This is a genomic window from Arthrobacter sp. UYEF3 (assembly GCF_040546245.1).
Lineage (GTDB): Bacteria > Actinomycetota > Actinomycetes > Actinomycetales > Micrococcaceae > Arthrobacter.
Genome location: NZ_JBEPNK010000022.1, coordinates 1 through 25,274, shown reverse-complemented (window position 1 = coordinate 25,274; position 25,274 = coordinate 1). Strand labels below are relative to the sequence as shown.

19 protein-coding genes are annotated in these 25,274 nt (G+C 64.6%); 8 read left to right on the top strand and 11 right to left on the bottom strand.

Features of this window, described 5'->3' with window-relative positions; genetic code table 11:
- Window positions 1–6: 6 nt before the first annotated feature.
- Complete coding sequence (locus ABIB14_RS14365) at window positions 7–639, bottom strand: Rv1352/Rv1906c domain-containing protein (protein ID WP_354236591.1); 633 nt, start codon at window positions 637–639, stop codon at window positions 7–9.
- Window positions 640–876: 237 nt separating this feature from the next.
- Between ABIB14_RS14365 and ABIB14_RS14360 the strand changes: the two genes are divergently transcribed.
- The 6 genes from ABIB14_RS14360 (at window position 877) to ABIB14_RS14335 (ending at window position 11,756) form a co-directional block, all read left to right on the top strand.
- A complete protein-coding gene (locus ABIB14_RS14360) occupies window positions 877–2,925 on the top strand; it encodes a hypothetical protein (RefSeq protein WP_354236590.1) in 2,049 nt (682 codons plus the stop codon).
- A complete protein-coding gene (locus ABIB14_RS14355) occupies window positions 2,925–4,571 on the top strand; it encodes a class I SAM-dependent DNA methyltransferase (protein ID WP_354236589.1) in 1,647 nt (548 codons plus the stop codon). The genes ABIB14_RS14360 and ABIB14_RS14355 overlap by 1 nt, the downstream gene beginning before the upstream one ends.
- Window positions 4,564–5,628, top strand: a complete 1,065-nt coding sequence (locus tag ABIB14_RS14350) for a restriction endonuclease subunit S (protein ID WP_354236588.1) — start codon at window positions 4,564–4,566, stop codon at window positions 5,626–5,628. The genes ABIB14_RS14355 and ABIB14_RS14350 overlap by 8 nt, the downstream gene beginning before the upstream one ends.
- A 121-nt stretch (window positions 5,629–5,749) precedes the next feature.
- Complete coding sequence (locus ABIB14_RS14345; RefSeq protein WP_354236587.1) at window positions 5,750–6,769, top strand: PDDEXK nuclease domain-containing protein; 1,020 nt, start codon at window positions 5,750–5,752, stop codon at window positions 6,767–6,769.
- Window positions 6,766–9,996 (top strand): type I restriction endonuclease subunit R, encoded by a 3,231-nt coding sequence (locus tag ABIB14_RS14340; RefSeq protein ID WP_354236586.1) that lies wholly within the window; start codon window positions 6,766–6,768, stop codon window positions 9,994–9,996. The genes ABIB14_RS14345 and ABIB14_RS14340 overlap by 4 nt, the downstream gene beginning before the upstream one ends.
- A gap of 38 nt (window positions 9,997–10,034) precedes the next feature.
- Window positions 10,035–11,756, top strand: a complete 1,722-nt coding sequence (locus ABIB14_RS14335; protein ID WP_354236585.1) for an AIPR family protein — start codon at window positions 10,035–10,037, stop codon at window positions 11,754–11,756.
- A gap of 123 nt (window positions 11,757–11,879) precedes the next feature.
- Here the strand turns inward: ABIB14_RS14335 and nrdF are convergent, their stop codons facing one another.
- The 9 genes from nrdF to ABIB14_RS14290 form a co-directional block, all read right to left on the bottom strand.
- Entirely contained in the window at window positions 11,880–12,854 is a 975-nt protein-coding gene (nrdF, locus tag ABIB14_RS14330) for a class 1b ribonucleoside-diphosphate reductase subunit beta (protein ID WP_209750532.1), read from the bottom strand.
- Complete coding sequence (locus ABIB14_RS14325; RefSeq protein WP_354236584.1) at window positions 12,851–13,645, bottom strand: NUMOD3 domain-containing DNA-binding protein; 795 nt, start codon at window positions 13,643–13,645, stop codon at window positions 12,851–12,853. Before ABIB14_RS14325 ends, nrdF begins: the two co-directional genes overlap by 4 nt.
- 33 nt (window positions 13,646–13,678) lie before the next feature.
- Window positions 13,679–15,799: a class 1b ribonucleoside-diphosphate reductase subunit alpha gene (gene nrdE, locus ABIB14_RS14320; RefSeq protein ID WP_354236631.1), complete on the bottom strand. Its 2,121-nt coding sequence runs from the start codon at window positions 15,797–15,799 to the stop codon at window positions 13,679–13,681.
- An 86-nt stretch (window positions 15,800–15,885) separates the two neighbouring features.
- Window positions 15,886–16,365, bottom strand: a complete 480-nt coding sequence (nrdI, locus tag ABIB14_RS14315; RefSeq protein ID WP_354236583.1) for a class Ib ribonucleoside-diphosphate reductase assembly flavoprotein NrdI — start codon at window positions 16,363–16,365, stop codon at window positions 15,886–15,888.
- Between the two features lie 39 nt (window positions 16,366–16,404).
- The gene (gene nrdH / locus ABIB14_RS14310) at window positions 16,405–16,650 is read right to left on the bottom strand and encodes a glutaredoxin-like protein NrdH (RefSeq protein WP_354236582.1); all 246 of its coding nucleotides are present in this window, start codon (window positions 16,648–16,650) and stop codon (window positions 16,405–16,407) included.
- 457 nt (window positions 16,651–17,107) lie between these two features.
- Entirely contained in the window at window positions 17,108–18,355 is a 1,248-nt protein-coding gene (locus ABIB14_RS14305; RefSeq protein ID WP_354236581.1) for a class I SAM-dependent methyltransferase, read from the bottom strand.
- Window positions 18,352–19,707: a class I SAM-dependent methyltransferase gene (locus ABIB14_RS14300; RefSeq protein WP_502909675.1), complete on the bottom strand. Its 1,356-nt coding sequence runs from the start codon at window positions 19,705–19,707 to the stop codon at window positions 18,352–18,354. Before ABIB14_RS14300 ends, ABIB14_RS14305 begins: the two co-directional genes overlap by 4 nt.
- A gap of 104 nt (window positions 19,708–19,811) precedes the next feature.
- Complete coding sequence (locus ABIB14_RS14295) at window positions 19,812–20,543, bottom strand: DUF1365 domain-containing protein (RefSeq protein WP_354236580.1); 732 nt, start codon at window positions 20,541–20,543, stop codon at window positions 19,812–19,814.
- Window positions 20,540–21,976 (bottom strand): NAD(P)/FAD-dependent oxidoreductase, encoded by a 1,437-nt coding sequence (locus tag ABIB14_RS14290; protein WP_354236579.1) that lies wholly within the window; start codon window positions 21,974–21,976, stop codon window positions 20,540–20,542. Before ABIB14_RS14290 ends, ABIB14_RS14295 begins: the two co-directional genes overlap by 4 nt.
- Before the next feature lie 180 nt (window positions 21,977–22,156).
- Between ABIB14_RS14290 and ABIB14_RS14285 the strand changes: the two genes are divergently transcribed.
- Window positions 22,157–23,077, top strand: a complete 921-nt coding sequence (locus ABIB14_RS14285) for a LysR family transcriptional regulator (RefSeq protein WP_354236629.1) — start codon at window positions 22,157–22,159, stop codon at window positions 23,075–23,077.
- 3 nt (window positions 23,078–23,080) lie between these two features.
- On the opposite strand, the gene ABIB14_RS14280 is transcribed toward ABIB14_RS14285, so the two are convergent.
- Window positions 23,081–24,490, bottom strand: coding sequence for an aldehyde dehydrogenase family protein (locus ABIB14_RS14280; protein WP_354236578.1), 1,410 nt, complete (start codon window positions 24,488–24,490; stop codon window positions 23,081–23,083).
- Window positions 24,491–24,589: 99 nt separating this feature from the next.
- Here ABIB14_RS14280 and ABIB14_RS14275 point away from each other — a divergent pair, with 99 nt between their 5' ends.
- Window positions 24,590–25,096: a DUF2004 domain-containing protein gene (locus ABIB14_RS14275; protein WP_354236577.1), complete on the top strand. Its 507-nt coding sequence runs from the start codon at window positions 24,590–24,592 to the stop codon at window positions 25,094–25,096.
- The last annotated feature ends 178 nt before the right edge of the window (window positions 25,097–25,274 follow it).

Below are 25,274 nucleotides of genomic sequence, written 5' to 3'. Positions count from 1 at the left end.
GGGCTGTTACTGCTTTTCCCACTTGCCGCACCGGCTGGACTTGAAGTCCTGGCCGCCGGATAACGCCACGGTGGGCCGGCCGCCGCCGGGGAGGTCGTTCTCGATGATGTTGCTGCCGTTGCTGCCGGTGGCGTAGATGCCCCAGTAGCAGGAGGAGCCGACGTCGGCCGACGCCCGGTAGGTGCCGGGCGCGATGTCCTTGCCGACCGTCCAGGTACCGTCGCCGATCGTGTTGGCCGCCTTGGTCTTCTCGGCGCCGGTCACGGCCTCCTCGCGCTTCTTGACCGCGGCGTCGGCCGTCTTGGTGGCTGCCTCGGCCGCGCCGACGGCGGATTCGCGGGCGGCCACCTTGGACTCGCGCGCCGCCATGCCCTTTTCCAGGGCGTCATACTTGGTCTTCAGCGCCCCGAAGTCGGTCTTCGCCGCGTCGCGGTCTGACTCCACGGACGCCTTCTCCCCCGCCAGTGAGGTGTACACCTCGCTGGCCTTCGGATCCGGCAGGGTTGAGCCGAAGGCGGCAGCTCCCGCCACGAGTGCAGCCACGGCGACGGCGGCCAGGACGCGTTTCGTGCGGCGTGGTTTGCGCGGTTCGGCGCCAGGCGCGTCACCGTCGGCCTTGCTGGTGTAGGTGTTCAACATGTCTCGTCCTCTACTGATGGGTGGGCTGAACGGCGGCGGGATACCGATCCCCCAATGCGTGGTTCCCCGCCGCCGCCGCAGCTCTGCGAGACCTCGCCGTAGCTGCAGGACCGAACCTACGGGCACTGGCATCACCGGACGTCCTCAGAAGCTGATAACCCCCGTTATCAGCAATATCCCGGACTCTTACAAACCAACGGTTAGGCTGGGCGGACGCCAACGGGAAAGGGGGACGTCGTGGAAGCACAAAAGACAGCACTGCGCTTGACCTTGTCCGACGTCGCCGGTCTGGCCCGCGTGCAGCGGCCCGTCGTCTCCATGTGGCGTAAACGTAACGAGGGTACGGCTCAGCCGTTTCCCGAGCCGGTAGCGCTGGAGAGTGGCCGCGAGCTCTTCGACGCCGATGAAGTGGGCGCCTGGCTCGAGGCAACCGGCCGAGGCAACAACACCGAGGCGCGGAACGACGCCGCCGCCTTTGCCGCACCGGCGACCCGGGACCAGCGGGGAACTTTCAGTGGGCTCACTGCGCTGCTGACGCTGAAGGTCCTGACCGGACGGCAGTTGGCATCCCTGGGCCCGGACGAGTTACTGGACCTCGCCGACGAATGCGACCCGGACGATCGCCTGCTCTATTCCGAACTGGACGCACTAAGCAGCGAATTGCCGGCGCTGGCCGGCTATGCGGACAGGCTGACGGACAGTGCCTACAGCGCACCCGCAGCCTTCGAGTTACTCCTGGCCGACCGTTTCCGTTCCGGCCTTCGTGATCTCTCAGACACCGCCCTAGCCGCTCCGGCGCTGTCTTTGATCGCAGCCGCGGCCACTGCACTGGCCGCCACCCTGGACGGTCCTCCCGTGTTTGTCGACCCGACGCCGGGCGGCAGCGACCTTCTCGTCACGATCGTCCGGCAACACACCGATACCCCGCACCTCTCGGTCCTGACCACGGACGACGACGGCGCCGCCGCGCGCCTGCTGCGGCGGCGGCTCGCTGTGCACGGCGCCGACACCGGCTTGATCAGCACCGATGGCGAGGACGGCCCGGCCGTGTCGGGGCCCGCCGTTCAGGTCGCCCAGTACCCTTCTCCCGGCCGCCCCGGCGCCACGGCGCAGGACATCCTGACGGGGATCGAAGACGTCGTCCTCCAAATGGACGACGCCCAGCGCGCCGTGATCATCGCACCCGCCAGGCTGCTGTCCGAACCCTTGACAGGAGCAGCCGGCTACCTGCGAGGCGACCTGTTGCGCTCGGGCCGCGTCCGGGCCATTGTTCTGCTGCCGCCGGGCCTGCTCAAGGCCAAACCCCGTGAGCTGCAGGCCCTCTGGATCCTTGGTCCGTCCTTCGCCGAGGTATCCATCGCCGACCGCTGGACCATGGTGGCGGATCTCAGCACGCGGCAGTTAACGGAAGACGTCAGCCAGGACCTGATCAGCGACGTCGTCGCCGCCATGGGCAACCGTGCGACGCTCCGCGCGCATTCCTTCCGTTTCGCACGGCTCATTCCCACCCGCACCTTGCTGGCGGGAAAGGGGTCCCTTGTGGCGGCGGCCGCCACGCAGGCGCCCCGAACGAGGGCGGGCGCCGAGGCTGCCCTCAGGATCGACGAACTGCTCGGCTCAGGACACGACGCCGGTGCCGTGGAGTCCGGGCTCAAGGTCCAGCCTGCGGCGGCCCCGGCGGCAACAGGCACCGTCAGGGTCGAGGAGCTGCTCCGTGCAGGGAATCTCCGGTACATCAAGGGCAACCGGATCCCGGAGCCAGCCGCACCTAAGTCGGAGGGCACCCGGCTCCTGGGTCCCGAGGATCTCCTCCACCCGCTCTCCGCGCCGCCGCGGCACATCGGCCTCCTGGAGTTTGCCGCCCACAACCCCTCCGGCCGGCTCACCGAACCGGGCGACGTCGTCTTTTGCACCGGTCCACGGCCCGCGGCCGTCGTGGATCGCGACGGCGGCTCCGCCGTCGTCTTCCCTGCCCGCGTCCTGCGGATCGACGCCGGCGACCCCGGCGGCATGCTGCCCGACGTCGTCGCTGCGGACATCAACGCCCTCCCCGCAGCGGACAAGTCCTGGCGCCAGTGGCGCCTGCGCCGCGTGCCGGACACCCAACGAGACCAGCTCGCCGCGTCGCTTGCCCGGCTGCAACACGGGCAACATCTGGCCCGGGAACGCCTCAAACGGCTGGAGGAACTCGCTACCCTGATTACGGACGGCGTAGCGGGCGGAAGCCTCACACTGACAGACCCCAGCACTAAGCTCGCCGAACCACAGACCGAAGGAACCCAGTAATGCCCGCCGCAAAAAGAAGTACAGCATCGAAGGTGGACCTCGCCCCGTCCACCATGAAGGAACTCAAGGACACCCTGTGGAAGGCCGCGGACAAGCTGCGCGGCTCCATGGATGCCTCCCAGTACAAGGACGTGATCCTGGGCCTGGTGTTCCTGAAGTACGTATCGGACGCCTTCGAGGAGCGGCGCGCCCAGATCGTCACGGAACTGGAAACCGACGGGCTCAACGAGGACCAGATCGCTCAGCTGATTGACGACGTCGACGAATACACCGGCCGCGGCGTCTTCTGGGTCCCGGCCCAGGCACGCTGGGACTACCTCGCGGAGAACGGCAAGGGCCTCGCCGCGGCGGCAGGCGAAGCACCGAAAAGCATCGGCGAGCTGATCGATGAGGCCATGGACCTCATCATGGGCGCCAACCCCACCCTTGCCGCCACGCTCCCCCGCATCTTCAACCGCGACAACGTAGACCAGCGCCGCCTGGGCGAGCTGCTGGACCTGCTGAACTCGGCCCGCTTCACCGGGCAGGGCGTCAGCAAGGCCCGCGACCTGCTCGGCGAGGTCTACGAATACTTCCTGGAGAAGTTCGCCCGGGCCGAGGGCAAGCGCGGCGGCGAGTTCTACACCCCCGCCGGCGTGGTCCGCGTCCTGGTGGAGGTCCTGGAACCGCACCGCGGCCGCGTCTACGATCCCTGCTGCGGCTCCGGCGGCATGATCGTCCAGGCCGAGAAATTCCTCGCCGCCCACAACATGGAGGGCTCGGACATCTCCGTCTACGGGCAGGAGCTCAACGAGCGCACCTGGCGGATGGCCAAGATGAACCTCGCCATCCACGGCCTCAACGCCAACCTCGCCTCCCGCTGGGGCGACACCTTCGCCCGGGACCAGCACCCAGAACTGACCGGCCACAACGGCGCAGACTTCATCATGGCCAACCCGCCCTTCAACATCAAGGACTGGGCCCGCTCCGAATCCGACCCCCGATGGAAGTACGGCGTCCCACCAGCCGGCAACGCCAACTACGCCTGGATCCAGCACATCATCTCAAAACTTGCCCCCGGCGGCAGCGCCGGCGTGGTCATGGCCAACGGCTCCATGTCCTCCAACTCCGGCGGCGAAGGCGAGATCCGCGCCCAGCTGGTCGAGGCAGACCTCGTCTCCTGCATGGTCGCCCTGCCCACCCAGCTCTTCCGCAGCACCGGCATCCCCGTCTGCACCTGGTTCTTCGCCAAGGACAAGACGGCGGGATCGAAGGGGTCCGTCGACCGCACCGGCCAGGTGCTGTTCATCGACGCCCGGAACCTCGGTTACATGGTGGACCGCGCCGAACGCGCCCTCTCCGACGAGGACATCGCCAAGATCGCCGGCACTTATCACGCGTGGCGGGGGACTGCTTCAGCGGTTGGGGCAGGTCTGACGTACGACGACGAACCCGGCTTCTGCTACTCGGCCAGCCTGGCCGAGGTCAAGGCTGCTGATTATGCGCTGACACCCGGCCGGTATGTGGGGGCTGCGGATGTCGAGGACGACGGCGAGCCGATCGAGGAGAAAATCGCCCGGTTGTCTAAGGAGCTGTTCGAGCAGTTCGAGGAGTCCGAGCGCCTGGCGGCGGTTGTGCGCGAGCAATTGGGGCGGGTCGATGTCTGAGTGGGATGAGACAACGCTCGGTGATGTGATCAACTTTCAGCGTGGTCATGACATCACGAGGGCAACGCAGCGGGACGGCAAGGTCCCCGTGGTTTCATCGGGGGGCATAGGTAGCTACCACGACACTGCGGCGGCCAAGGCACCCGGGGTGGTAATCGGTCGGAAGGGTACTTTGGGCAAGGTGTTCTACATGTCCGAAGACTATTGGCCACACGATACGACTCTGTGGGTCCAGGACTTCAAGGGCAGCCATCCCCGATTCGTGTACTACTTTATGACGCAGTTCGATACCGCGTGGCTGGACGCGGGCTCTGCGAATCCAACTTTGAACCGAAACCATCTTCATCCGCTGAGAGTCCTCTGGCCCTCTTTACCCAATCAGCGCGCCATAGCGGAGGTGCTGGGGGCCCTCGACGACAAGATCGCCGCCAACACCAAACTCGCTGCGACAAGCGATGAATGGGTAAGAGCTGGCTTGGCCGCAGTAGTCGAAGGAGCCACTGAAACAGTTCCGGTAAAAGAACTTGCGACGAACAGGAAGGAGCTCGCGGAGCCAAGCACTCTCGATCCTGATTCGAAGTACGTCGGCCTTGAGCATTTGCCACGTCGATCAATGTGGGCCGACTCAGCCGGGACTGCCAAGTCCGTATCGAGCACGAAGGCAAAGTTCGAGGAAGGGGACATTCTTTTCGGAAAGCTTCGTCCCTACTTCCATAAGGTGGTAGTTGCGCCGTTCGGAGGCGTTTGCTCGACCGACGTTTTGGTCCTTCGTCCGTCGTCCTCAGATCTAGCCGGCTATGTGCTTGCCAGCCTGTCCAGTGATTTTGTTGTTGAAAGAGCAACGGCGGCGAGCGAGGGTACAAGAATGCCGCGAACTAGCTGGAAGGATCTCGCCGCCGTGGAAGTTGCATGGCCAGGACTGACTGTGGCCAGGGAGTTTGGCGCTCGAGTGTCGGCCGTGCGAGGTGCGGTCGAGTCCTTGCTCGGCGAGAACCAAACCCTGGCCGCCACCCGCGACGCTCTTCTCCCCCAGCTCATGTCCGGCAAGCTCGTGTGAAGGACGCCGAGAAAGTCCTGGAGGAAGCCGGCGTATGAATCCGGACCAGGGTGCCACTCAGCCAGGAGCTCGACAGCACAGGACAAATGCGTCGTTTCCGGGCACACCGGCGCGCAGCTCCATGCCTGAGTGGTACCCGGAACTGCTTGCATCGGTTACCCGGCGGGTTAGCACCGGACGCTCGAAGGCCATCGCGGCAGCCAACCAGGAGCTGGTGTCCAGCTATCTGGCCATAGGCCGGGAGATCCTGGAGCGCCAGGATCAGGAAGGCTGGGGAGCCAAGATCATTGATCGTCTCTCAGCTGACCTCCGGACCCAATTTCCCGAGGCCACTGGATTCTCCCCGCGAAATCTGAAGTACATGCGGGCCTTGGCCGAGGCTTGGCCTGCCGAGGCAATTGTGCAAGGGCCTCTTGCACAATTGCCCTGGTACCACCAGATCGCCCTGTTGGAAAAGCTCAGCGATAGCGAGTCCCGCCTCTGGTACGCCGCGGCCGCCGTCGAGAACGGCTGGTCGCGGGCGGTATTGGTCCACCACATAGAGACGAAGCTCCACGAACGCAGTGGCAAGGCGATCACCAACTTTTCGGCGACCCTCCCGCCGTCGGACTCCGACCTTGCCCAGCAGTCGCTCAAGGATCCGTACGTCTTCGACTTCCTGTCCCTGACTGAGAAGCGCAACGAACGCGAGCTCGAAACGCAGCTGGTCCAGCACATCGAGAAGTTCCTGCTGGAGCTCGGCCAGGGCTTCGCCTTTGTCGGCGAGCAGGTCCGGCTGGAGATCAATGGGGACGAGTTCTTCGCGGACCTGCTCTTCTACCACCTCAAACTCCGCTGCTATTTGGTCATCGAGCTGAAGGCTGTCAAGTTCGACCCGAGCTTCCTCGGCCAGCTGGGCATGTACATGGCCGCCGTCGACGATTTGCTGGCCCATCCCGATGACAAGCCAACGATCGGACTGCTGCTGTGCAAGTCCAAAAATAATCTGGTGGCCGAGTACGCGCTGCGCTCCACGTCGATGCCCATCGGCGTCTCGGAGTGGAAGGCCGAGATCGTCGAGTCGCTCCCCGAGGAGTTCGCCTCCAGCCTTCCCAGCATCAGCGAACTCGAAGCCGAACTTTCCCACGATATTTCACAATGACATCCGGTCAACCAGGGGGAACCACCGTGACAGCGGCACCCGCAGTAGCCTTTTCCGAAGCCGACTGGGAAGGTATCGCCTTGGACCGGCTGGCCGAGCCGCTCGGCTGGCGGCCCGCTGCCGGGCAGGACATCGCCCCCGGCACGGGCGAGCGGGAGTCCTGGGACGAGCTGCTGATCCGGCCGCGGCTGCTCACGGCCCTGCAACGGTTCAACCCGTCGGTCCCGGTGCAGTACCTGCAGCAGGCCCTCGCGGAAATCGCCTCGCCCAAGTCCAACGACGCCCTCGCCGAGAACCACCGCATCCACGGCTACCTGGTGGACGGCTTCCGGCTCAGCTACATCGACTCCGACGGCACCGAAGCCAACCCCACCATCCGGCTGCTCAGCACGGACCCGGACCAGAACGACTGGCTCGCCGTCAACCAGGTCACCCTCATCCAGAGCGACCACAAGCGCCGCTTCGACCTCGTGCTCTACTGCAACGGCATGCCCGTCAGCATCATCGAGCTGAAGAAGGCCGGCAGCGCCACGGCCGACGTCGCCTCCGCGCACGCCCAGCTGCAGACCTACCTGCGCGAATTCCCCATGGCGTTCCGCTTCTGCGTCTTCACGCTCGCCTCCGACGGCATCGAGGCCAAGTACGGCACACCCTTCACGCCCCTGAACCACTTCTCGCCCTGGAACGTCGACGACGACGCCGTGCCCGTGGCGCCCGGCTACATGGAGGACGGCGAAGCCGTCACCGCCCTGGAGACGGCCCTGTACGGGCTGTACAACCAGGAGCGGTTCCTGCAGCTGCTGCAGAACTTCACCGCGTTCGACGGCGGCTCGGAGGGTCTCACCAAGCGCATCGCAAAGCCGCACCAGTATTTCGCTGTTTCCAAGGCCGTGGGCAGCACCGTCCAGGCCGTGGAGAGCAATGGCAAGGCCGGCGTTGTCTGGCACACCCAGGGTTCGGGCAAGTCCATGGAAATGGAGCTTTACACCAATCTGGTGGCCCGGCACCCCAAACTGAAGAACCCGACCGTCGTCGTCATCACGGACCGCAACGAACTCGACGGGCAGCTGTTCGAGGGCTTCGCCCGCAGCCTCCTACTGGCCGAGTCGCCCAAGCAGATCAAGAAGCGTTCCGAGCTGCGCGAGGAACTGTCCAACCGGACCACCGGCGGCATCTACTTCACCACGCTGCAGAAGTTCGGCCGCAGCAAGGCGGAGAAGGATGCCGGCACCGACCACCCGCTGCTGTCCGACCGGCGGAACGTCATTGTGGTGGTGGACGAGGCGCACCGCAGCCACTACGACGACCTCGACGGCTACGCCCGGCACCTGCGCGACGCGCTGCCGCACGCCACGCTGATCGCCTTCACCGGCACGCCGATCTCCTTCGATGACCGCAACACCCAAGACGTCTTCGGCGACTACATCGACGTCTACGACCTTTCCCGGGCCGTGGAGGACGGCGCCACGGTGCCGGTCTACTTCGAGCCGCGGCTGATCAAGGTGGGCCTGGCCTCGGAGATCACCGAAGAGGACCTGGACAAGTCCGCCGATGAGGCGACCGTGGGCCTGGACGATACCGAGCGGGCCCGGATCGAGGCGAGCGTCGCCGTCGTGAACGCCGTCTACGGTGCGCCGCAGCGGATCGCGGCGCTGGCGGCTGACCTGGTGACGCATTGGGAGAACCGCAGCGCCCGGATGCAAAAGTTCATCGAGGCGCCGGGCAAGGCCATGATCGTCGGCGGGACGCGGGAAATCTGCGCGAAGCTGTATACGGCGATCGTGGAGCTGCGGCCGGACTGGCACTCGGATGACCTGGGCAAGGGCAGGATCAAGGTGGTCTATTCGGGGAACGCTACGGACGTGCCGCCGGTGGCGGATCATGTGCGCCGCGACTCGTTGAACGCCCAAATCAAGGAGCGTCTCAAGGACGTGGACGACGAGCTGGAGCTGGTGATCGTCAAGGACATGATGCTCACCGGCTACGACTCTCCTCCCCTGCACACTCTCTATCTGGACCGGCCGCTCAAGGGTGCGCTGCTCATGCAGACCCTGGCCCGGGTGAACCGTACCTTCCGCGGCAAGGAGGACGGGCTGCTGGTGGCGTATGCTCCGCTTGCGGAGAACCTGGCGAAGGCTCTGGGCGAGTACACGCGTTCCGATCAGGACAAGAAGCCGGTCGGCAAGAACATCGATGAGGCTGTCGGATTGACGGTTTCCCTCGTGGATTCCCTGCGTGGTCTGCTCGCAGGGTACGACTGGCGGGCAGTCCTGATGAAGAGCGGCAACAAGGCGTTCCTGAACGCCGTGACCGGTGCGGTGAGCTATCTGCGCAACCCGGGCACGACCGGTAACCAGCCGTCCGACGGCGAGGATTCACTCGCCTCCAAGTACCGACGGTTCTCCAGCCAGCTGTCCAGGGCCTGGGCCCTGTGTTCCGGGTCGGAGACGCTGGCCGAGCTGCGCCCGGAGATCCAGGTTTACGAGGAGATCCGGGTCTGGATGGCGAAGTACGACGCTGCCGACCGGCAGGCCTCTGGTGAGCCTGTGCCCGAGGACATCCAGCGGTTACTGGGTGACCTGATCGCTTCTGCGACGTCATCTGGGGACGTGCTGGATATCTACGAGGCCGCCGGCATGCCCAAGCCGTCTCTGGATGACCTGACGCCGGAGTTCATCGCTAAGACCCAGCAGGCGCGGAACCCGCAGCTAGCAATCGAAGCGCTACGGAAGTTAATTTCGGACGAGACCGTCACGGCCACCCGGAACAACGTCATCCGGCAGCGGGCCTTCTCGGAGCGCATCACCGAGCTGATGAAGAAGTACACCAACCAGCAGTTGACGTCGGCCGAGGTCATCGCCGAACTGGTGGAACTGGCCCGCGAAGTGGCTGCCGAAGCCAACCGCGGCGCGCGCTTCACTCCCCCGCTGAACTCAGACGAGCTGGCATTCTACGACGCGGTGGCTTCAAATGAGTCGGCCGTGGAAGTCCAGGGCGAAGGCATCCTGGCCGACATTGCGCGCGAGCTGGTTTCGGTCATGCGGCGGGACGTGCGCACCGACTGGACCGTGCGGGACGACGTCCGAGCCAAGCTACGGTCGTCAATCAAACGGCTTTTGGTTCGCTTCGGTTACCCGCCGGACAAGCAGCCCGAGGCCATCAAGCTGGTCATGGAACAGATGGAGTCCATGGCGCCGCGGTTTGCCGCGGCGCGAGTTACTCATTAACCTATTTTTCTTACCAAACAGATAGAGGGGATATTTCTTTGCTACTTGCAGGCCCGATAAAAGAATACAAAGAGGCATTCGAGCTGCCGAACATGGCACCACATACTGAGTTCGAGTATTTTGCCACGCATGTTGCCTTCGGACACGAGTATCTGGGCGACGAGGACATCAATGATTACATGGCGGGCGACGGAACGATTGGAGTAGACTCAGCTCTTGTCGTCATAAACGGCCAGCCCGTGAATGACTTAGGCGATGCCCGTGAAATTATTAGGGATTCTAAGTCACTGGACGTCTCTTTCCATTTCCTGCAGGCGAAGATGTCAGTATCATACAGTCGTGATCTAGTTCTCGGATTTATGGATGCCGTTCAAGGATTCGTTGACGCGCGTACAAGCATCATAGCTCATCCATTTTGGGCTCAGCTAAGAGAAATATTTGTTGAAATCTATGCCTCAAGTGCCAAATTTCGAAATGGAGCGCCCGAACTGCGAGTGTACTTCGCATTCCAGGGCTCGCCGCCTGTTAATGATGAGCTGTTCAAAGATACGGTCAACACTTTTGAGTCAGATATGGCTGACCGTGCACTCTTCCGCTCTACGCATGTTAACATTCTCGGTGCCTCGCAACTCCTACGCTTGTACAATGCCACGGTTAACAAGGTTGAAGCAACAGTTAGCTTCCCTCGGCAAACGCCGCTTCCTCGCATTCCCGGGATTGATCAGGCGTATATCGGAGCGATAGCCGGAACCGAGCTGATAAAAATGCTTGCCACAGAGGCCGGCAGCCTGCGCAAGTCTGCCTTCTTCGACAACGTCAGAGATTTTCAGCAGTGGAATGCAGTAAACGAAGAAATGTACTCCACGCTAGACAGTGACAAGAAGGGGCTTTTTGCTGTTCTTAACAATGGTGTCACGGTTGTAGCGAAAGAAGTCAGGATAGCCGGCGACGACTTCACGATCGAAGACTACCAAATTGTCAATGGTTGTCAGACAAGTAACGTCTTATTCTATGCTCGCGAACTCGATCTTTCAAGTGTCTATATCCCCCTGCGTCTAATTGTGACAAATAACGCCGACACTACCGCCAAGATCACCCAAGCGACCAACAGTCAGACGCCGATCACAAAGGAAGATTTGATTGCTTCCACGGATTTTCAGAAGGAACTAGAGACTTTCTACAAGTCAATGGCTTCTGCCCGGTCGAAGCAGCGTCTTTACTACGAACGGCGCTCCGGACAGTTTACCGAAGAGTCGGTCGAACAAACCAGGGTGATCACCAAGCTCATCCAAATGAGGGCCTTCGCCGCAATGTTTCTGGATGTGCCTCACGTATCTAGCCGGTTCCCAGGAGAACTCTACGACCTGTCCCCTGAGAAGATATTCACCTCTGGTCACAAGCTCGAAGCTTACTTCGCCAGTGCACTTTGCTGGTACAGATTGGATGTGTGGCTGCGTACCGGAAGAATTGATGCATCTCTGAAGCCGTCAAGGTTTGTGATGATGAACGTATTTAGGCGTATCGCCCTGCCTAAGTCAGAGCCGGGTGACCTAACGACAAAGAATGCAGCAAAGTACGCGAGCATGTTGATCGAAGTATTAAGCGATGACTCAGTTTGTCTTGGACATTTCGAGAAGGCGGCAGAGATAGTCCGGAAGGCCTCGGCTGGAGATCCGAGTCGAGATCGAGTGAAGCGCGAAAAGCTTCTTCAGGACTGCGTCGCACTGCTGGAGGCAGAAGAACTTCAGCACGGCATGTGAATGAACTTCAAACTCACGCAAGGTCGGTTGAAGGACAGTAATCACTCGGAATAGCAGGCGGCCCCTACTGAATGTTCAGTAGGGGCCGCCTAGTGGCGCTTTATAGAATGAGGGGAATAAAGACTAGAAGTCCCAGTCGTCGTCCTCAGTATTAACAGCCTTGCCAATCACATACGACGAACCCGACCCCGAGAAGAAGTCGTGGTTCTCGTCCGCATTCGGCGACAGGGCCGAGAGGATCGCCGGGTTTACGTCGGTGACGGATGCCGGGAACATGGCCTCGTAGCCCAGGTTCATCAGGGCCTTGTTGGCGTTGTAGTGCAGGAACTTCTTGACGTCCTCGGCCAGGCCAACGGAATCGTAGAGGTCGTGCGTGTACTGGACTTCGTTTTCGTACAGCTCGAAGAGCAACTCGAAGGTGTAGTCCTTGATTTCCTGCTTGCGCTCCTCGGAGAGACCTTCCAGGCCCTTCTGGAACTTGTAGCCGATGTAGTAGCCGTGCACGGCCTCGTCGCGGATGATCAGGCGGATCAGGTCGGCCGTGTTCGTCAGCTTGGCCCGCGAGGACCAGTACATCGGCAGGTAGAAGCCCGAGTAGAACAGGAAGCTCTCCAGCAGCGTGGAGGCTACCTTGCGCTTCAGCGGGTCATCGCCCTGGTAGTAGTCCATGACGATCTGGGCCTTCTTCTGAAGGTTCTCGTTCTCGGTGGACCAGCGGAACGCCTCGTCGATCTCCTTGGTGGAGGCCAGCGTAGAGAAGATGGAGGAGTAGCTCTTGGCGTGCACGGACTCCATGAACGCGATGTTCGTGTAGACGGCTTCTTCGTGCGGGGTGATCGCGTCCGGAATCAGGGAGACGGCGCCGACGGTGCCCTGGATGGTGTCCAGCAAAGTCAGGCCGGTGAACACGCGCATGGTGAGCTGCTGCTCGTCCGGGGTCAGCGTCGCCCACGACTGCACGTCATTGGACAGCGGGATCTTCTCCGGCAGCCAGAAGTTGTTGACCAGGCGGTTCCAGACATCCACGTCCTTCTCGTCCTGGATACGGTTCCAGTTGATCGCCTCGACGTGGCTGAGAAGCTTTACTTTTTCTGTCATGACTCCGGTTCGCTTTCTGAAGAGAGACTGGGTTTTGCTGAGTCCTCGATGCAGTAGCTGCACCCGGCAATCTCAATACCCTGCTTGGTGTGATATCTGGTGTGGGCACTGCGTCGGCTGGACGGCTTGGGTACGCCTTTCCGGACTGCAGACATCTTCGCACGGGTTTCGGCACTGGCCTTCTTCCCGAAGTACGGATTGCCAGCCCCCTTCCTTGCTTCCGAGAACGCCGCCTTGGATTCCTCACTCATAGTGTGTCCATAGCTCGGATGGTCCGGCCCAAACTTCCCAAAGTTGGGATTTTCCGGACCAGAGTTAGTCCCTTTGCGCTCCCGTGACCACTTTTCCCGCTGCTCCAGGCTGTGGTTCTTTCCGAAGAAAGCGGCTCCGGGTCCGGACGCCCTGGCAATCTTGCGGCCCGTGGAACTAATACGGGCGGCTTCCCGCATGGCTTCCGTCCATACAACGCCGGTCGGCCCGAGGCCACCCCCGGAAAGGTTCAGGAGCCGGTCGCCTTCGCGTCGCAGGTAGCTTATCCAATCGATCTCGGCCTGGCCCAACTCGGGCAGGCCTTCAATCCAGTCCAGCTCATCCGCGATGACGTCCGCCGGGTCTTGCTTTCGGAGCCAATCGTAGAACGGCGTTTTGCGTCCCTCGGCGGCCACCCGGAGGTGCTGATGGAAACGACGACTGGCCGTCTTGGTGGTGATACCGACATAGCGGTACTCAACCTCCCGCCGAAGCCGGATGCCGTAGACCAAGCCGCCCGTCGCCGTCGTCGTTTCCATCATTTCAACCCTTCACCTAATCAACCGATATTGGTTTCATAGCGCACAGCTGACGCAGCCCTCCACCTCCGTCCCTTCCAGCGCGAGCTGGCGGAGACGGATGTAGTAGATGGTCTTGATGCCCTTCTTCCAGGCGTAGATCTGGGCCTTGTTGATGTCACGCGTGGTGGCGGTGTCCTTGAAGAACAGCGTCAGGGACAGGCCCTGGTCCACGTGCTGGGTGGCAGCGGCGTAGGTGTCGATGACCTTCTCGTAGCCGATCTCGTATGCGTCCTGGTAGTACTCCAGGTTGTCGTTCGTCAGGTACGGCGCCGGGTAGTACACGCGGCCCAGCTTGCCTTCCTTGCGGATCTCAATCTTGGACGCCACCGGGTGGATTGAGGAGGTGGAGTTGTTGATGTAAGAGATCGATCCGGTCGGCGGAACGGCCTGCAGGTTCTGGTTGTAGATGCCGTGCTCCATGACGGAAGCCTTCAGCTCGCGCCAGTCAGCCTGGGTGGGGATGTGGATGTTCTTGAACAGCTCGGCCACTTTGGCCGTCAGCGGGACCCATTCCTGCTCGGTGTACTTGTCGAAGAACTCGCCGGAGGCGTACTTGGACTTCTCGAAGCCGCCGAAGGTCTGGCCGGTCTGGATGGCCAGCAGGTTGGAGGCGCGGACGGCGTGGAACACCACCGAGTAGAAGTAGATGTTGGTGAAGTCCAGGCCCTCGTCGGAGCCGTAGTGGACCCGCTCGCGGGCCAGGTAGCCGTGCAGGTTCATCTGGCCGAGGCCGATCGCGTGGCTCTGGTCGTTGCCGCGGGCGATCGAGGGCACCGAGGTGATGTTGGACATGTCCGACACAGCCGAGAGGGCCCGGATGGCGGTCTCGATGGTCAGGCCGAAGTCCGGCGAGTCCATGGCCTTCACGATGTTCAGCGAACCCAGGTTGCAGGAAATGTCCTTGCCGGTCGCGTCGTAGGAGAGGTCATCGTGGTACGTCGTGGGCTGGCTCACCTGGAGGATCTCGGAGCACAGGTTGGACATGATGATCTTGCCGTCGATCGGGTTTTCCCGGTTCACCGTGTCCTCGAACATGATGTACGGGTAGCCGGATTCGAACTGGATCTCGGCGAGGGTCTGGAAGAACTCGCGCGCCTTGATCTTGGTCTTCTTGATCCGGGAATCGTCCACCATCTCGTAGTACTTCTCGGTGACCGAGACGTCGGAGAATGGCATGCCGTAGACGCGTTCGACGTCGTACGGCGAGAACAGGTACATATCCTCGTCCTTCTTGGCCAGCTCGAAGGTAATGTCCGGGATCACAACGCCGAGCGAGAGGGTCTTGATCCGGATCTTCTCGTCCGCGTTCTCGCGCTTGGTGTCCAGGAAGCGGTAGATGTCCGGGTGGTGCGCGTGCAGGTACACCGCGCCCGCACCCTGGCGGGCACCGAGCTGGTTGGCGTAGGAGAAGCTGTCCTCGAGGAGTTTCATCACGGGGATGACGCCGGAGGACTGGTTTTCGATCTGCTTGATCGGCGCGCCGACCTCGCGGATGTTGGTCAGCGCGAACGCCACGCCGCCGCCGCGCTTGGACAGCTGCAGCGCCGAATTGATGGACCGGCCGATCGACTCCATATTGTCTTCGATGCGGAGCAGGAAGCAGGAGACCAGCTCGCCGCGCTGCTTCTTGCCGGCGTTCAGGAACGTCGGGGTGGCCGGCTGGAAGCGGCCCTCGATGATCTCGTCGACCATCTGGGTGGCGAGCTGCTCGTCGCCGCGGGCCAGGTGCAGGGCCACCATGCAGACGCGGTCCTCGTAGCGCTCCAGGAAACGCTTCCCGTCGAACGTCTTCAGCGTGTAGGAGGTGTAGAACTTGAAGGCGCCGAGGAAGGTCTCGAAACGGAACTTCTTCTTGTACGCGCGGTTGTAGAGCTCGCGGATGAAGTTCATCGTGTACTGGTCGAGGGTTTCGCGCTCGTAGTACTCGTTCTTGACGAGGTAGTCGAGCTTTTCCTCGAGGTCGTGGAAGAACACGGTGTTGTTGTTCACGTGCTGCAGGAAGTACTGGTGCGCGGCCTCGCGGTCGGCCTCGAACTGGATCTCGCCGTTGGGGCCGTAGAGGTTCAGCATGGCGTTCAGCTCGTGGTAGCCCAGGCCCTGGTAAGCGGCCGGCATGGCCGGCTTCTCGCCGGGGACGGTGTGCTTCTCGACGGCGGTGTTCCCGACGGCGACGGCGATGGGCGCGGGCGCGCCGGTCCGCTCTACTCCGGTGTCTGCGACAGTCGTGTCCAAAATTCTTCCAATCCTTGTTGTACTCGGCTGACGTCTTCCGGCGTCCCCATGAGTTCGAAACGGTATAGGTGCGGGACGTGGCATTTGGCGGCGATGATGTCCCCGGCCATGCAGTAGTTGTCCCCGAAGTTGGTGTTGCCCGCCCCGATCACTCCACGGAGCTGCTGCCGGTTCCTCGGATCGTTCAGAAAGCGGATGACCTGCTTCGGAACGGATCCCTCTCCCCTGGTCCCGCCGTACGTCGGCAGCACCAGCACAAACGGTTCGGTGGCCAGCAGCGCCGGTTCCCGCGCATGGAGCGGAATGCGGGCGGCGTCGACCCCCAGCTTCGCTACGAAGCGTGTGGTGTTCTCGGAGCTGGAGGAGAAGTAGATGAGGTGGCTGGCTGTGGTCCGGGCTGAGTCCCGGGCGTCTGCTGCCGGCGGCCTGCCGGCGGTTGCCAGTGCCATAAGGTTCACCTCATCCGACGTGGTGCCGTGTGGAGGCTTTCAGGCGACCGCGACGGCGGCGGCCTGTGCCAGTTCTTCGATCTTGTCCGGGCGGAAACCGGACCAGTGGTCCTGGTCCGTGACGACGACCGGCGCCTGCATGTAGCCCAGGGCCTTGAGGCGCTCGAGGGCCTCGGCATCCTGGGAGATGTCGACGCTCTGGTACGCGATGCCCTTCTTGTCGAGAGCGCGGTAGGTCGCGTTGCACTGCACGCAAGCCGGCTTCGTGTAAACCGTAACGGTCATGTCCTGAGTCCCCTTAGGTTAAGTCTGTGGTCCGGGTCCGGTGGGGCCTACTCGGAACAGGAATCCTAATCCGTTTGTGGCCTCGCCCTGCGGTCTGCAACCGCTCCGCTCGAACTGTATTTCGATACTACATGTAGTGCAAGAGCCCTGCGCGGACCCCAAGATGATGTATTACAAGTATGTCATTTAACCCACTTTTAATCCACAGGCAAGGGCCTTCAAAATGTCCGGATTCCAGCCGTTTTCACAGACGAAATCCACACCCTGTGGAGTAGTTAGCCACAATTAACCGCCCCGCGTGTCGCCTCCCGGACGGCGTGTCGCAGCCGGCCGAAAACGGGCCCGGAAGTGGGCAGCGGCACTACCACCAGTGCTCGATCGCACACGAGCCGGGTACACCGGGCAGGCACGCAAAAGGCGGGCACCATCGGGTGCCCGCCTTCGCTCTCCATTGCGGCTACTCCGGCCGGCTGCAGAGGATCTGTTCCACGCCCATCCGGGCCTCCGCGAAGCTGCGCAGCGCGCCGACCAGGTACAGCCGCCACACCCGGGCAACCTCGTGCCCCATCATCCCGACGGCGGCGTCGTGGTTCTGCTCGAAGCGGGCATACCAGGCCTCGAGGGTCCGGACGTAGTGCCGGCGCATCGCTTCGACGCCCTCGACCTCCAGCCCTGCCTGCTCGAGGAATGCCAGGGTCTCCCCCACCGGGCGCATGTGCATGTCCGGGGCGATGAAGGATTCGATGAACGGTCCGCCGCCGGGATGTTTGCCCCGCCGGGACATCTGCTGGACCAGCACCCGGCCGCCGGGCACCACGTTGGCGAACAGCGCGGCGGCGTACACGGGGTAATTCCGCTGCCCCACGTGTTCGCCCATCTCCAGGGAGGCGACGGCGTCGAACGGGCCGTCGGGAATCTCGCGATAGTCCTGTACCCGGATCTCCACCCGCCCTTCCAGGCCGCGTTCCTTGATCCGGGCGTCGATGAACGCCTTCTGTTCGACGGACAGCGTGACGCCGACGACGTCGACGCCGTAGTACTGCGCGGCGTGCAGGCTCAGCGAGCCCCAGCCGCAGCCGACGTCGAGCAGCCGCATCCCCGGCTTGAGCCCAAGCTTGCGGCAGACCAGATCCAGCTTGTCCCGCTGCGCGTCCTCGAGGCCGTACCCCTCGGACGAGCTGCCATTCGCTACCTGATCCGCCCAGTACCCGCTGGAGTACGCCATCTGCGGGTCAAGAATCAGCGCGTAGAAGTCGTTGCTCAGGTCGTAATGGTGGCTGATCGCGGCGCGGTCCCGGAGCAGGCTGTGCAGCCTGCCCTTCACCCGCGCCTGGCTGGCCGGCGGCTGCGGCGGGGCGCCCAGCGCTCCGGCAGCCCGGGCGATCCGGGCCACGCCGGCGAGGACGGCCGGGGTGGGGCGGATACCGGACAGTCCGCGGTCGCGGACCGCCTTCCACAGGTGCTGCAGCGCCGAGTTGAGGTCGCCGTCGACGTCGAGCTCCCCGGTGACGTACGCCTGGGCGGCGCCCAGCTCGCCCGGCGCCCAAAGCAGCCGGCGGATGGCGTCCGGAGAGTTCAGCCGCACTACGGGCGCGCCGGCAGGGCCGGCTTCGCTACCGTCCCACACGATCAGCCGGACCGGGAGCTCGCCGCCGACCACCGGCCGCAGGACCTCCTCAATGATGCCTGCCAGCCGCGCCGTCATCGGGCCGTCCGGTTGCCGGCTGGCTGCTTGCTGGCCGCTGACTTGGTGGCAACCTTGTCCAGCACGATCTGCTGCACGTCCAGGTAGCCGGTCTCGAAGCCCGCGCGGGAGTAGCACAGGTAGAACAGCCACATCCGCTGGAAGATCGCGTCGAACCCGAGGGCGCGGACGTCTTCGCCGCGGCCCATGAAGCGCTCCGACCAGAGCCGCAGCGTCTGGGCATAGTGCTCGCCCATCGCAAGTCGCTCCCTGACCCGGAGCCCGGTCTGCTTCTCGGTGATCTCCTCGATGGCCCGGACCGAAGGGATGACCCCGCCCGGGAAGATGTACTTGTGCACCCAGGTGTAGCTGGTCCGGGTCGCGATCAGCCGGTCGTGGCCGATGGTGATGGCCTGGATGGCCACCTTCCCGCCGGGAGCCAGGACCCGCTCTATGGTCTGGAAGTAGGTGGCCCAGTACTCGTAGCCCACCGCCTCGATCATTTCGACCGAGACGACGGCGTCGTACTCGCCTTCCACTGCCCGGTAGTCCTTGAGCTCGATCGTGACAGCATCGGCGTAGCCTGCCTCGGCCACGCGTTGGCGGGCCAGTTCCTGCTGTTCGCTGGACAGCGTCACGGAGTACACGCTTGCTCCGCGGGCGGCGGCCCGGAGCGCCAGCTCACCCCAGCCGGTGCCAATTTCCAGCACCCGGGTGCCCTCTTTGACGCCGGCTTTGTCCAGCAGCCGGTCGATCTTCGCCTGCTGCGCGGCGGCCAGGCCGTCCCACACCACGTCCCGCAGCTCCTCGCCGCTCTCCGGGAACAAGGCGCTGGAGTAGGTCATGGTGCTGTCCAGGAAGGTCGCGAAGAGCTCGTTGGACAGATCGTAGTGCCGGGAGATGTTGGACCGGGTGTTCTGCTCCGTGTTGCGCTCGGTCCGCGGCGTGCGGGGCAGGTACAGGCCGCGCAGCTTCTGCAGCGGCTCGGGCACCAGCGACCCCACCCGGGAGGCGAAGACCTCCATTACCGCGGTGAGGTCGTCCGCGTCCCAGTCCCCCGCCATGTAGGACTCGCCCAAGCCGATCAGGCCGCCGTCGCCCAACCGGGCGGCGAAGGCGTCCGGACGGTTCATTGTCATGACCGGGACGGCCCCGCCTTGACCTGCTCCGGCCTTGCCTGAGCTTCCCAAGCCCAGGACGGTGCCGTCGGGATAGCGCACCTCCAGCGGAAGCCGGCGCACGGCGGCACGGAAAATAGCGTCCGCGGCCCGGCCCGCGAGCTTCGCCTTCAGTCCGGAGGGCACGGTGGCGATGCTGGGCCAGATCTCGGCGTCGATGACTGCCGGCGGCTGCGGGACAGTGTAGGGCACCACAGGGGATGTCTGTGCGGGGTTCTTCGGCGTGGGGTTCTTCGGCGTGGAGTTCTTCGGCGCCGGGTTCTGCTGCGCGGCCCCGGATCCGGTCGCTTCGGTGATGGTCACTGGACTGCCTCCTGTGAAGAGTGGTGTGGTCTCTTGATGACGGGCAACTTGCGTGCCCAAAGTTTGATTCCCTGCCAGCGGATCTGCGCTGCTACCCGCAGCGGCGCCAGCGGGACGGCGAGCGCCGCGGCCAGGATGTTCGGCACCGTGGCTTCGCGGCGGTCGCCGTCCACGGTGGCGATGAAGGGCTTGTGGCCTTCGCGCTCCAGGACGATCGAAACGGCGAGCCGTTCCGCGGGTTCCGGCAGCTTCATCCGGTACTGGCCGTCGACGTCGTTGAACGGTGACACGTAAAACGCCTTGGGCACGGTGGCCCGGCCGGCATCGTCGGTCTCCAGCAGGTAGCAGTGCCGCTCCCCGTAGGTGTTGTGGACCTCGGCGACCACGCAGCGCAGCTCCCCCGCGGCGTCGTGGCACCAGAACAGGGTCAGCGGGTTGAAGACGTGGCCGAAGACCCGGGCGCTGGCCAGCATGGTGATCCGGCCGCCGTAGAGCGTGATGCCCCGGGTGGCGAGGTAGCGCTCGACGTTGCCGCGCAGCGTCCCGGTCGGATCGCCGAGGTGGTCCGCCACGGCGAAGCCGGCCAGCGGGGTGAGCCAGCGCGGCAGCGCGGGGAGAGCGTCGACGTCGACGTACCAGCTGTAGCTGCGGTAGGTGAAGGCGTTGCGCAGCGGGGTGCGCCGCACGTGGGCGATCGAGGTGCGGTAGATGGCTGCGTTGCTGCTCATGCGCCCTCCAGGGCGGTCTGCAGCTCGGCGTCCGGTGATTCGAGCGCGCCGGTCGCAACGACCGGCTCCCACTCCCGTCCCAGTTTGGCCGCGGCGCGGGCGCCGGAGAGGGCGCCGTCCTCATGGAAGCCCCAGCCGTGGTAGGCGCCGGCGAACGCCAGGCTGCCGTCGCCGAGGGCCAGGATCTGCTGCTGGGCGCGCAACGAGTCAGGGGTGTACTGCGGGTGTTCGTAGACCATCTGCTCCAGCACGGTGTTGTCCCCGATCAGTTCGGATTCGCCCAGGCTGACAATGTAGCGCCCGCCGTCCGCCGGTTCCAGCCGCTGCAGCCGGGTCATGTCATAACTGACCAGCACCCGGTCAGGGCGGGCGTCGCAGGAGGGCAGCCGGTAATTCCAGGAGGCCTTGGCGTTATCGCTGGCGGGCAGCACGGCGTCATCGCGGTGGAAGACAGTGTGGTTGACCGAGTACGGCATCCCCGCCAGGGCCTCACGCTCGGCATCCGAGGCGTCTTCAAGCATCCGCAGCGCCTGCGCCGGGTGGGTGGCGATCACCACGGCGTCGAACTGCTCGGTGCTCTCCGGGCCGCTGCCCTGCTGCCCGCTGCCCGCATGTCCGCTGCCCTGCTGTCCGCTGACCTGCCCCGTGGTGATTTCCACCCCGCCGGCGTTGCGGCGAACGCGGGTGACCGGGCTGGAGAGCCGGATGTCCGGCAGCGTCGCGGCGAGCTTGTCCACGTAGCTGCGCGAGCCGCCCGTGACCGTGCGCCACTGCGGCGAACCCTTGACGCCCAGCAGCCCGTGGTGGCCGAGGAAGGTGAAGAGGTAGCGGGCCGGGTACGCCAGCGCGGTGGTCGGGTCGCAGGACCAGACGGCGCTCACCACCGGGGTCATGAAGTGCACGATAAAGTAGCTGCTGAACTTCTCCCGGTCCAGGAACTCGCCCAGAGTCGGTTCGGACGCACCGGCGGCGGACGCACCGGCGTCGGCGGCGAGCAGGGCGCGGGCCCGGCGGTAGAACCGGGTGACCTCCAGCAGCATCAGCAGGTAGCGGCCGCGCAGCAGGGTTGAAGCCGTAGGAATGATGCCCCGCGCACCGCCCCGGGCGCCCGCGTATTCCAGCCCGCACCCGTCGCAACGGATGGACATGCTCATTTCCGAGTCCTGGGTCTGCACGCCCAGTTCCCTAAAAAGCCGCAGCAGGGTGGGGTAGGTCCGTTCATTGTGAACAATGAAGCCGGTGTCCACGCCCAGCACCGAGCCGTCCACCTGCGGCACGTCGTGGGTGTGGGCGTGGCCGCCCAGCCGTGCATCCGCCTCGAACACGGTCACGCGGTCGCGCCGGTTCAGGATGTACGCGGCGGTCAGTCCGGCCACCCCGCTTCCGATCACGGCTACGCGGCGTCCTTCCGGGATGTTTGCTGCTTCCTGCACTGGTCTGCTCCTGTTGCTTCGCCTGAATTGCTTGAGTTGCCCGCTGGGCTCTCTTACGGACAATTCGTCACCGCGCGGCTTCCGGATGAGTGCGACTTCCCGGCGGCTGCCTGGAACCAATGTGCCAGAATGAAGCGGGATTCCGCTCCCGCCTCACCGCAAACCACTGAAGGGCAGCCGTTGATCAACCCCGTGCACCTCCGAACCCTGGTGGAAGTGGTCCGGCTGGGCTCGTTCGCGGCGGCCGCCACTCGCCTTGGCTACACGGCATCCGCGGTGTCGCAGCAGATGTCCGCCCTGGAGCGCGACACCGGGGTTGACCTGTTCCAGCGCTCGGCCCGCAGCATCCACCCCACGGAAGCCGCCGTCGTAATGACCCGGCACGCGGCCAAGGTCCTTACCGATATCGATGCGCTGATGGCGGCGGCGGCCCGGACCCATGACAGCCCCAGCCAGGAGCTCCGGTTGGGCATCTTCCCCAGCCTGGCCACCTACGTTCTGCCCCGGATCCTGCAGAACCCGGCGTGGAAGAAACTGGGCATCGAACTGCGGCTCTCCGTGGCCGAGCCGGGCCAGACCATCCAGGGCCTGCGCACCGGCGGCGAGCTCGACGTCGCCCTCGTCTACCAGGTGGGGCAGTCCGGGCTCGCCTGGCCGCACACGATAAACCGGCAGTGGATCGGCGACGACGACTTCCGGGTGGTGCTGCCCGCGGCTTGGGGCATCGGCCCGGAGTCCAAGGTGGCGGCCGACCACCTCTCCGACATGCCCTGGATCATGCACCACCCCGGCACATCCGACGCCACCGTGATCGAACGGCTCTTCGCCAGCTGCAACCTGCACCCCCGGGTGGTGGCCAACAGCGACGATTTCCACGCCAGCCTGGAAATGGCGGCTGCCGGGCTCGGTGCGGCGCTGGTCCCCGAACTGGCCCTGCTGCACCGGCCCGCCGGGGTCGTGGTGCTGGACGTCCCGGAGATCCGGCTGGCCCGCAACGTCTTCGCCCTGCTGCCCAAGGAGCAGCAGACGGCCCAGGTCCAGCTGTTCGTGGAACTGCTGGCCGACACGCTGCACAAGCTCGGCACCACGCGCCGGGACTGAGGCTTAGGACCGGTCTGGTCCGGGGGCCGGAGCTTTACCGGCCGGCGCCACGAGGGTGCTGATGATCCGGTGTTTGGTCTTGGTGTACGGCGGGTAGATCAGCGCCAGGGTCTCCGGCCAGAGCGGCTTGGCCAGGGTGGAGCGTTCGTGCGAGAACGTCCGGAGCGAATGCTCGCCGTGGTAGGCACCCATGCCGCTGCGGCCCACTCCCCCGAACGGCAGCCCGGGCACCATCAGGTGCACGGCCGGCACGTCGAAGCACAGCGCCCCCGAGGAGGTCTGTTCAGCGAACGCCCGGCGGGTGTCGGCGTCGTTGCTGAACACGTACAGGGCCAGCGGCTTGGCCCCGGCGTTGATCATCCGGATCGCCTCGTCCCGGCCGCTGACCGGGACCAGCGGCAACAGCGGGCCGAAGATTTCCTCCCCCATCACGGCGTCCCCGGGGGCTGGACGGAGCAGGGTCGGGGCAAAATGCAGGCTGTCGGCGTCGCGCTCGCCGCCGTGGACCACGGTGCTGCTGTCCGCGAGCGCCGCGAGCCGGTCGAAGTGCCGGTCGTTGACGATCCGTCCGTAGCAGGCGCTCCGCGCCGAATCGGGCCCGAACAGCGCCCCGATGGCTTTGACCAGCTCACGTTCCAACGGCACCAGCACGTCCTCCGTGGCGAGGATGTAGTCCGGTGCCACACAGGTCTGCCCGGCGTTCATGAACCGGCCCCAGGCCAGCCGCTTGGCCGCCTTCGCCAGATCCGTGGAGGCATCCACGTAGGCAGGGGATTTGCCGCCCAGCTCCAGCGTCACCGGCGTCAGGTGCTCGGCGGCGGCGCGCAGCACCACCTTGGCGGCTACCTCCCCGCCGGTGAAGAAGATGTGGTCGAAGCGGATCGACAGCAGCTCGGTGGTCTCGGGGATCCCGCCTTCAACGACCTCGGCCGCACCCTGCAGGTACTCCGGGACCCAGCGGGCCAGGGCCGCGGACGTGGCGGGTGCGTGCTCGCTGGGCTTGAGCACAACGGTGTTGCCGGCGGCCAGGGCCCCGGCCAGGGGTGCCAGCAGCAGCTGCAGCGGGTAGTTCCACGGCCCGATCACCAGCACAACGCCCAGCGGGGTGAGTTCGGTCCAGGCCTTCGCCGGCTGGACGGCCAGCGGCACGGACGCCGGCCGCGGGCGCAGCCAGGCTTCGAGGTGTTTCTCCAGGTGCGCGGCTTCCGCTGTGACAAAACCGATTTCCGTCAGTTGCGCCTCGGTTTCGTGCTTCCCCAGGTCGCTGGCCAGCGCCTCGGCAAACTCCCGGCGGCGCTGCACCAGCATCCGCCGCAGGCTGCCGAGTTGCTCCAGCCGCCACGCCAGCGGCCGGGTGGTTCCGCTGCCAAAAACTTCGCGGGCACGGGCGACGGCGGCGGCAACTGTTTGCATCCGATCAATGTACCGGTCCACCGCCGTGCACAGGGTCCGGTATCGGATAAATGCCGGGGAATGCTGGAAGGGACCCGTCTTGAGGACTATGTTGAAGATATGAGCAAGGTAGCGAGCCGGCACTTTGGACAGATCGACCTCAACCACGGCCGGGACCATAATTTCGCCGCCAAACACGAGTTGGCGGGCCAGGCCCTGGAACTTGACCTGAACGTCAACGCGCATGACCACTTCGATGAGGCGGCCCTGCACAAGGTGGACTACCGGCTGCGGTTTCTGCCCGAGCTCGTGGACCAGGTCCGCGAAATGATCGCCGAGGAGCTGGAGCAGGAAGGCACCAGCCCGCAGGAATACCTCCGCTTCCACTGCAACGCGCTCAAGCCCGAGACGCTGCGGCAGATCTTCGGCGTGAACGAACGTGCCCAGCTCACCCCCCAGGTTTTCCTGAAGGCCCTGAAGCTCGGCCACGTGGGCATCTTTCCCGGCCAGCCGGAGCGGTACTTCGTCCTGGACTTCACCCTCGGCGCGCACTTCACCGACGAGGTCCTGGTCGCCTCCGCGGACGAGGACGGCGTCGTCGACGATGAGATCGTCTGGGAATCCTGACCCGCTGCTCCGTACCCGCCCTTTTGAGCGCTGAAAACGGCGTTGTCTCAGCAGTCGATGAGTTAAACGTACGACGGCGGGGGGGGCCCCCCCGGGGGGGGGGGGGGGGGCGGGGGGGGGGGGGGGCGGGGGGGGGGGGGCGGGGGGGGCGGGGGGGGGGGGGGGGGGGGCCCCCCCG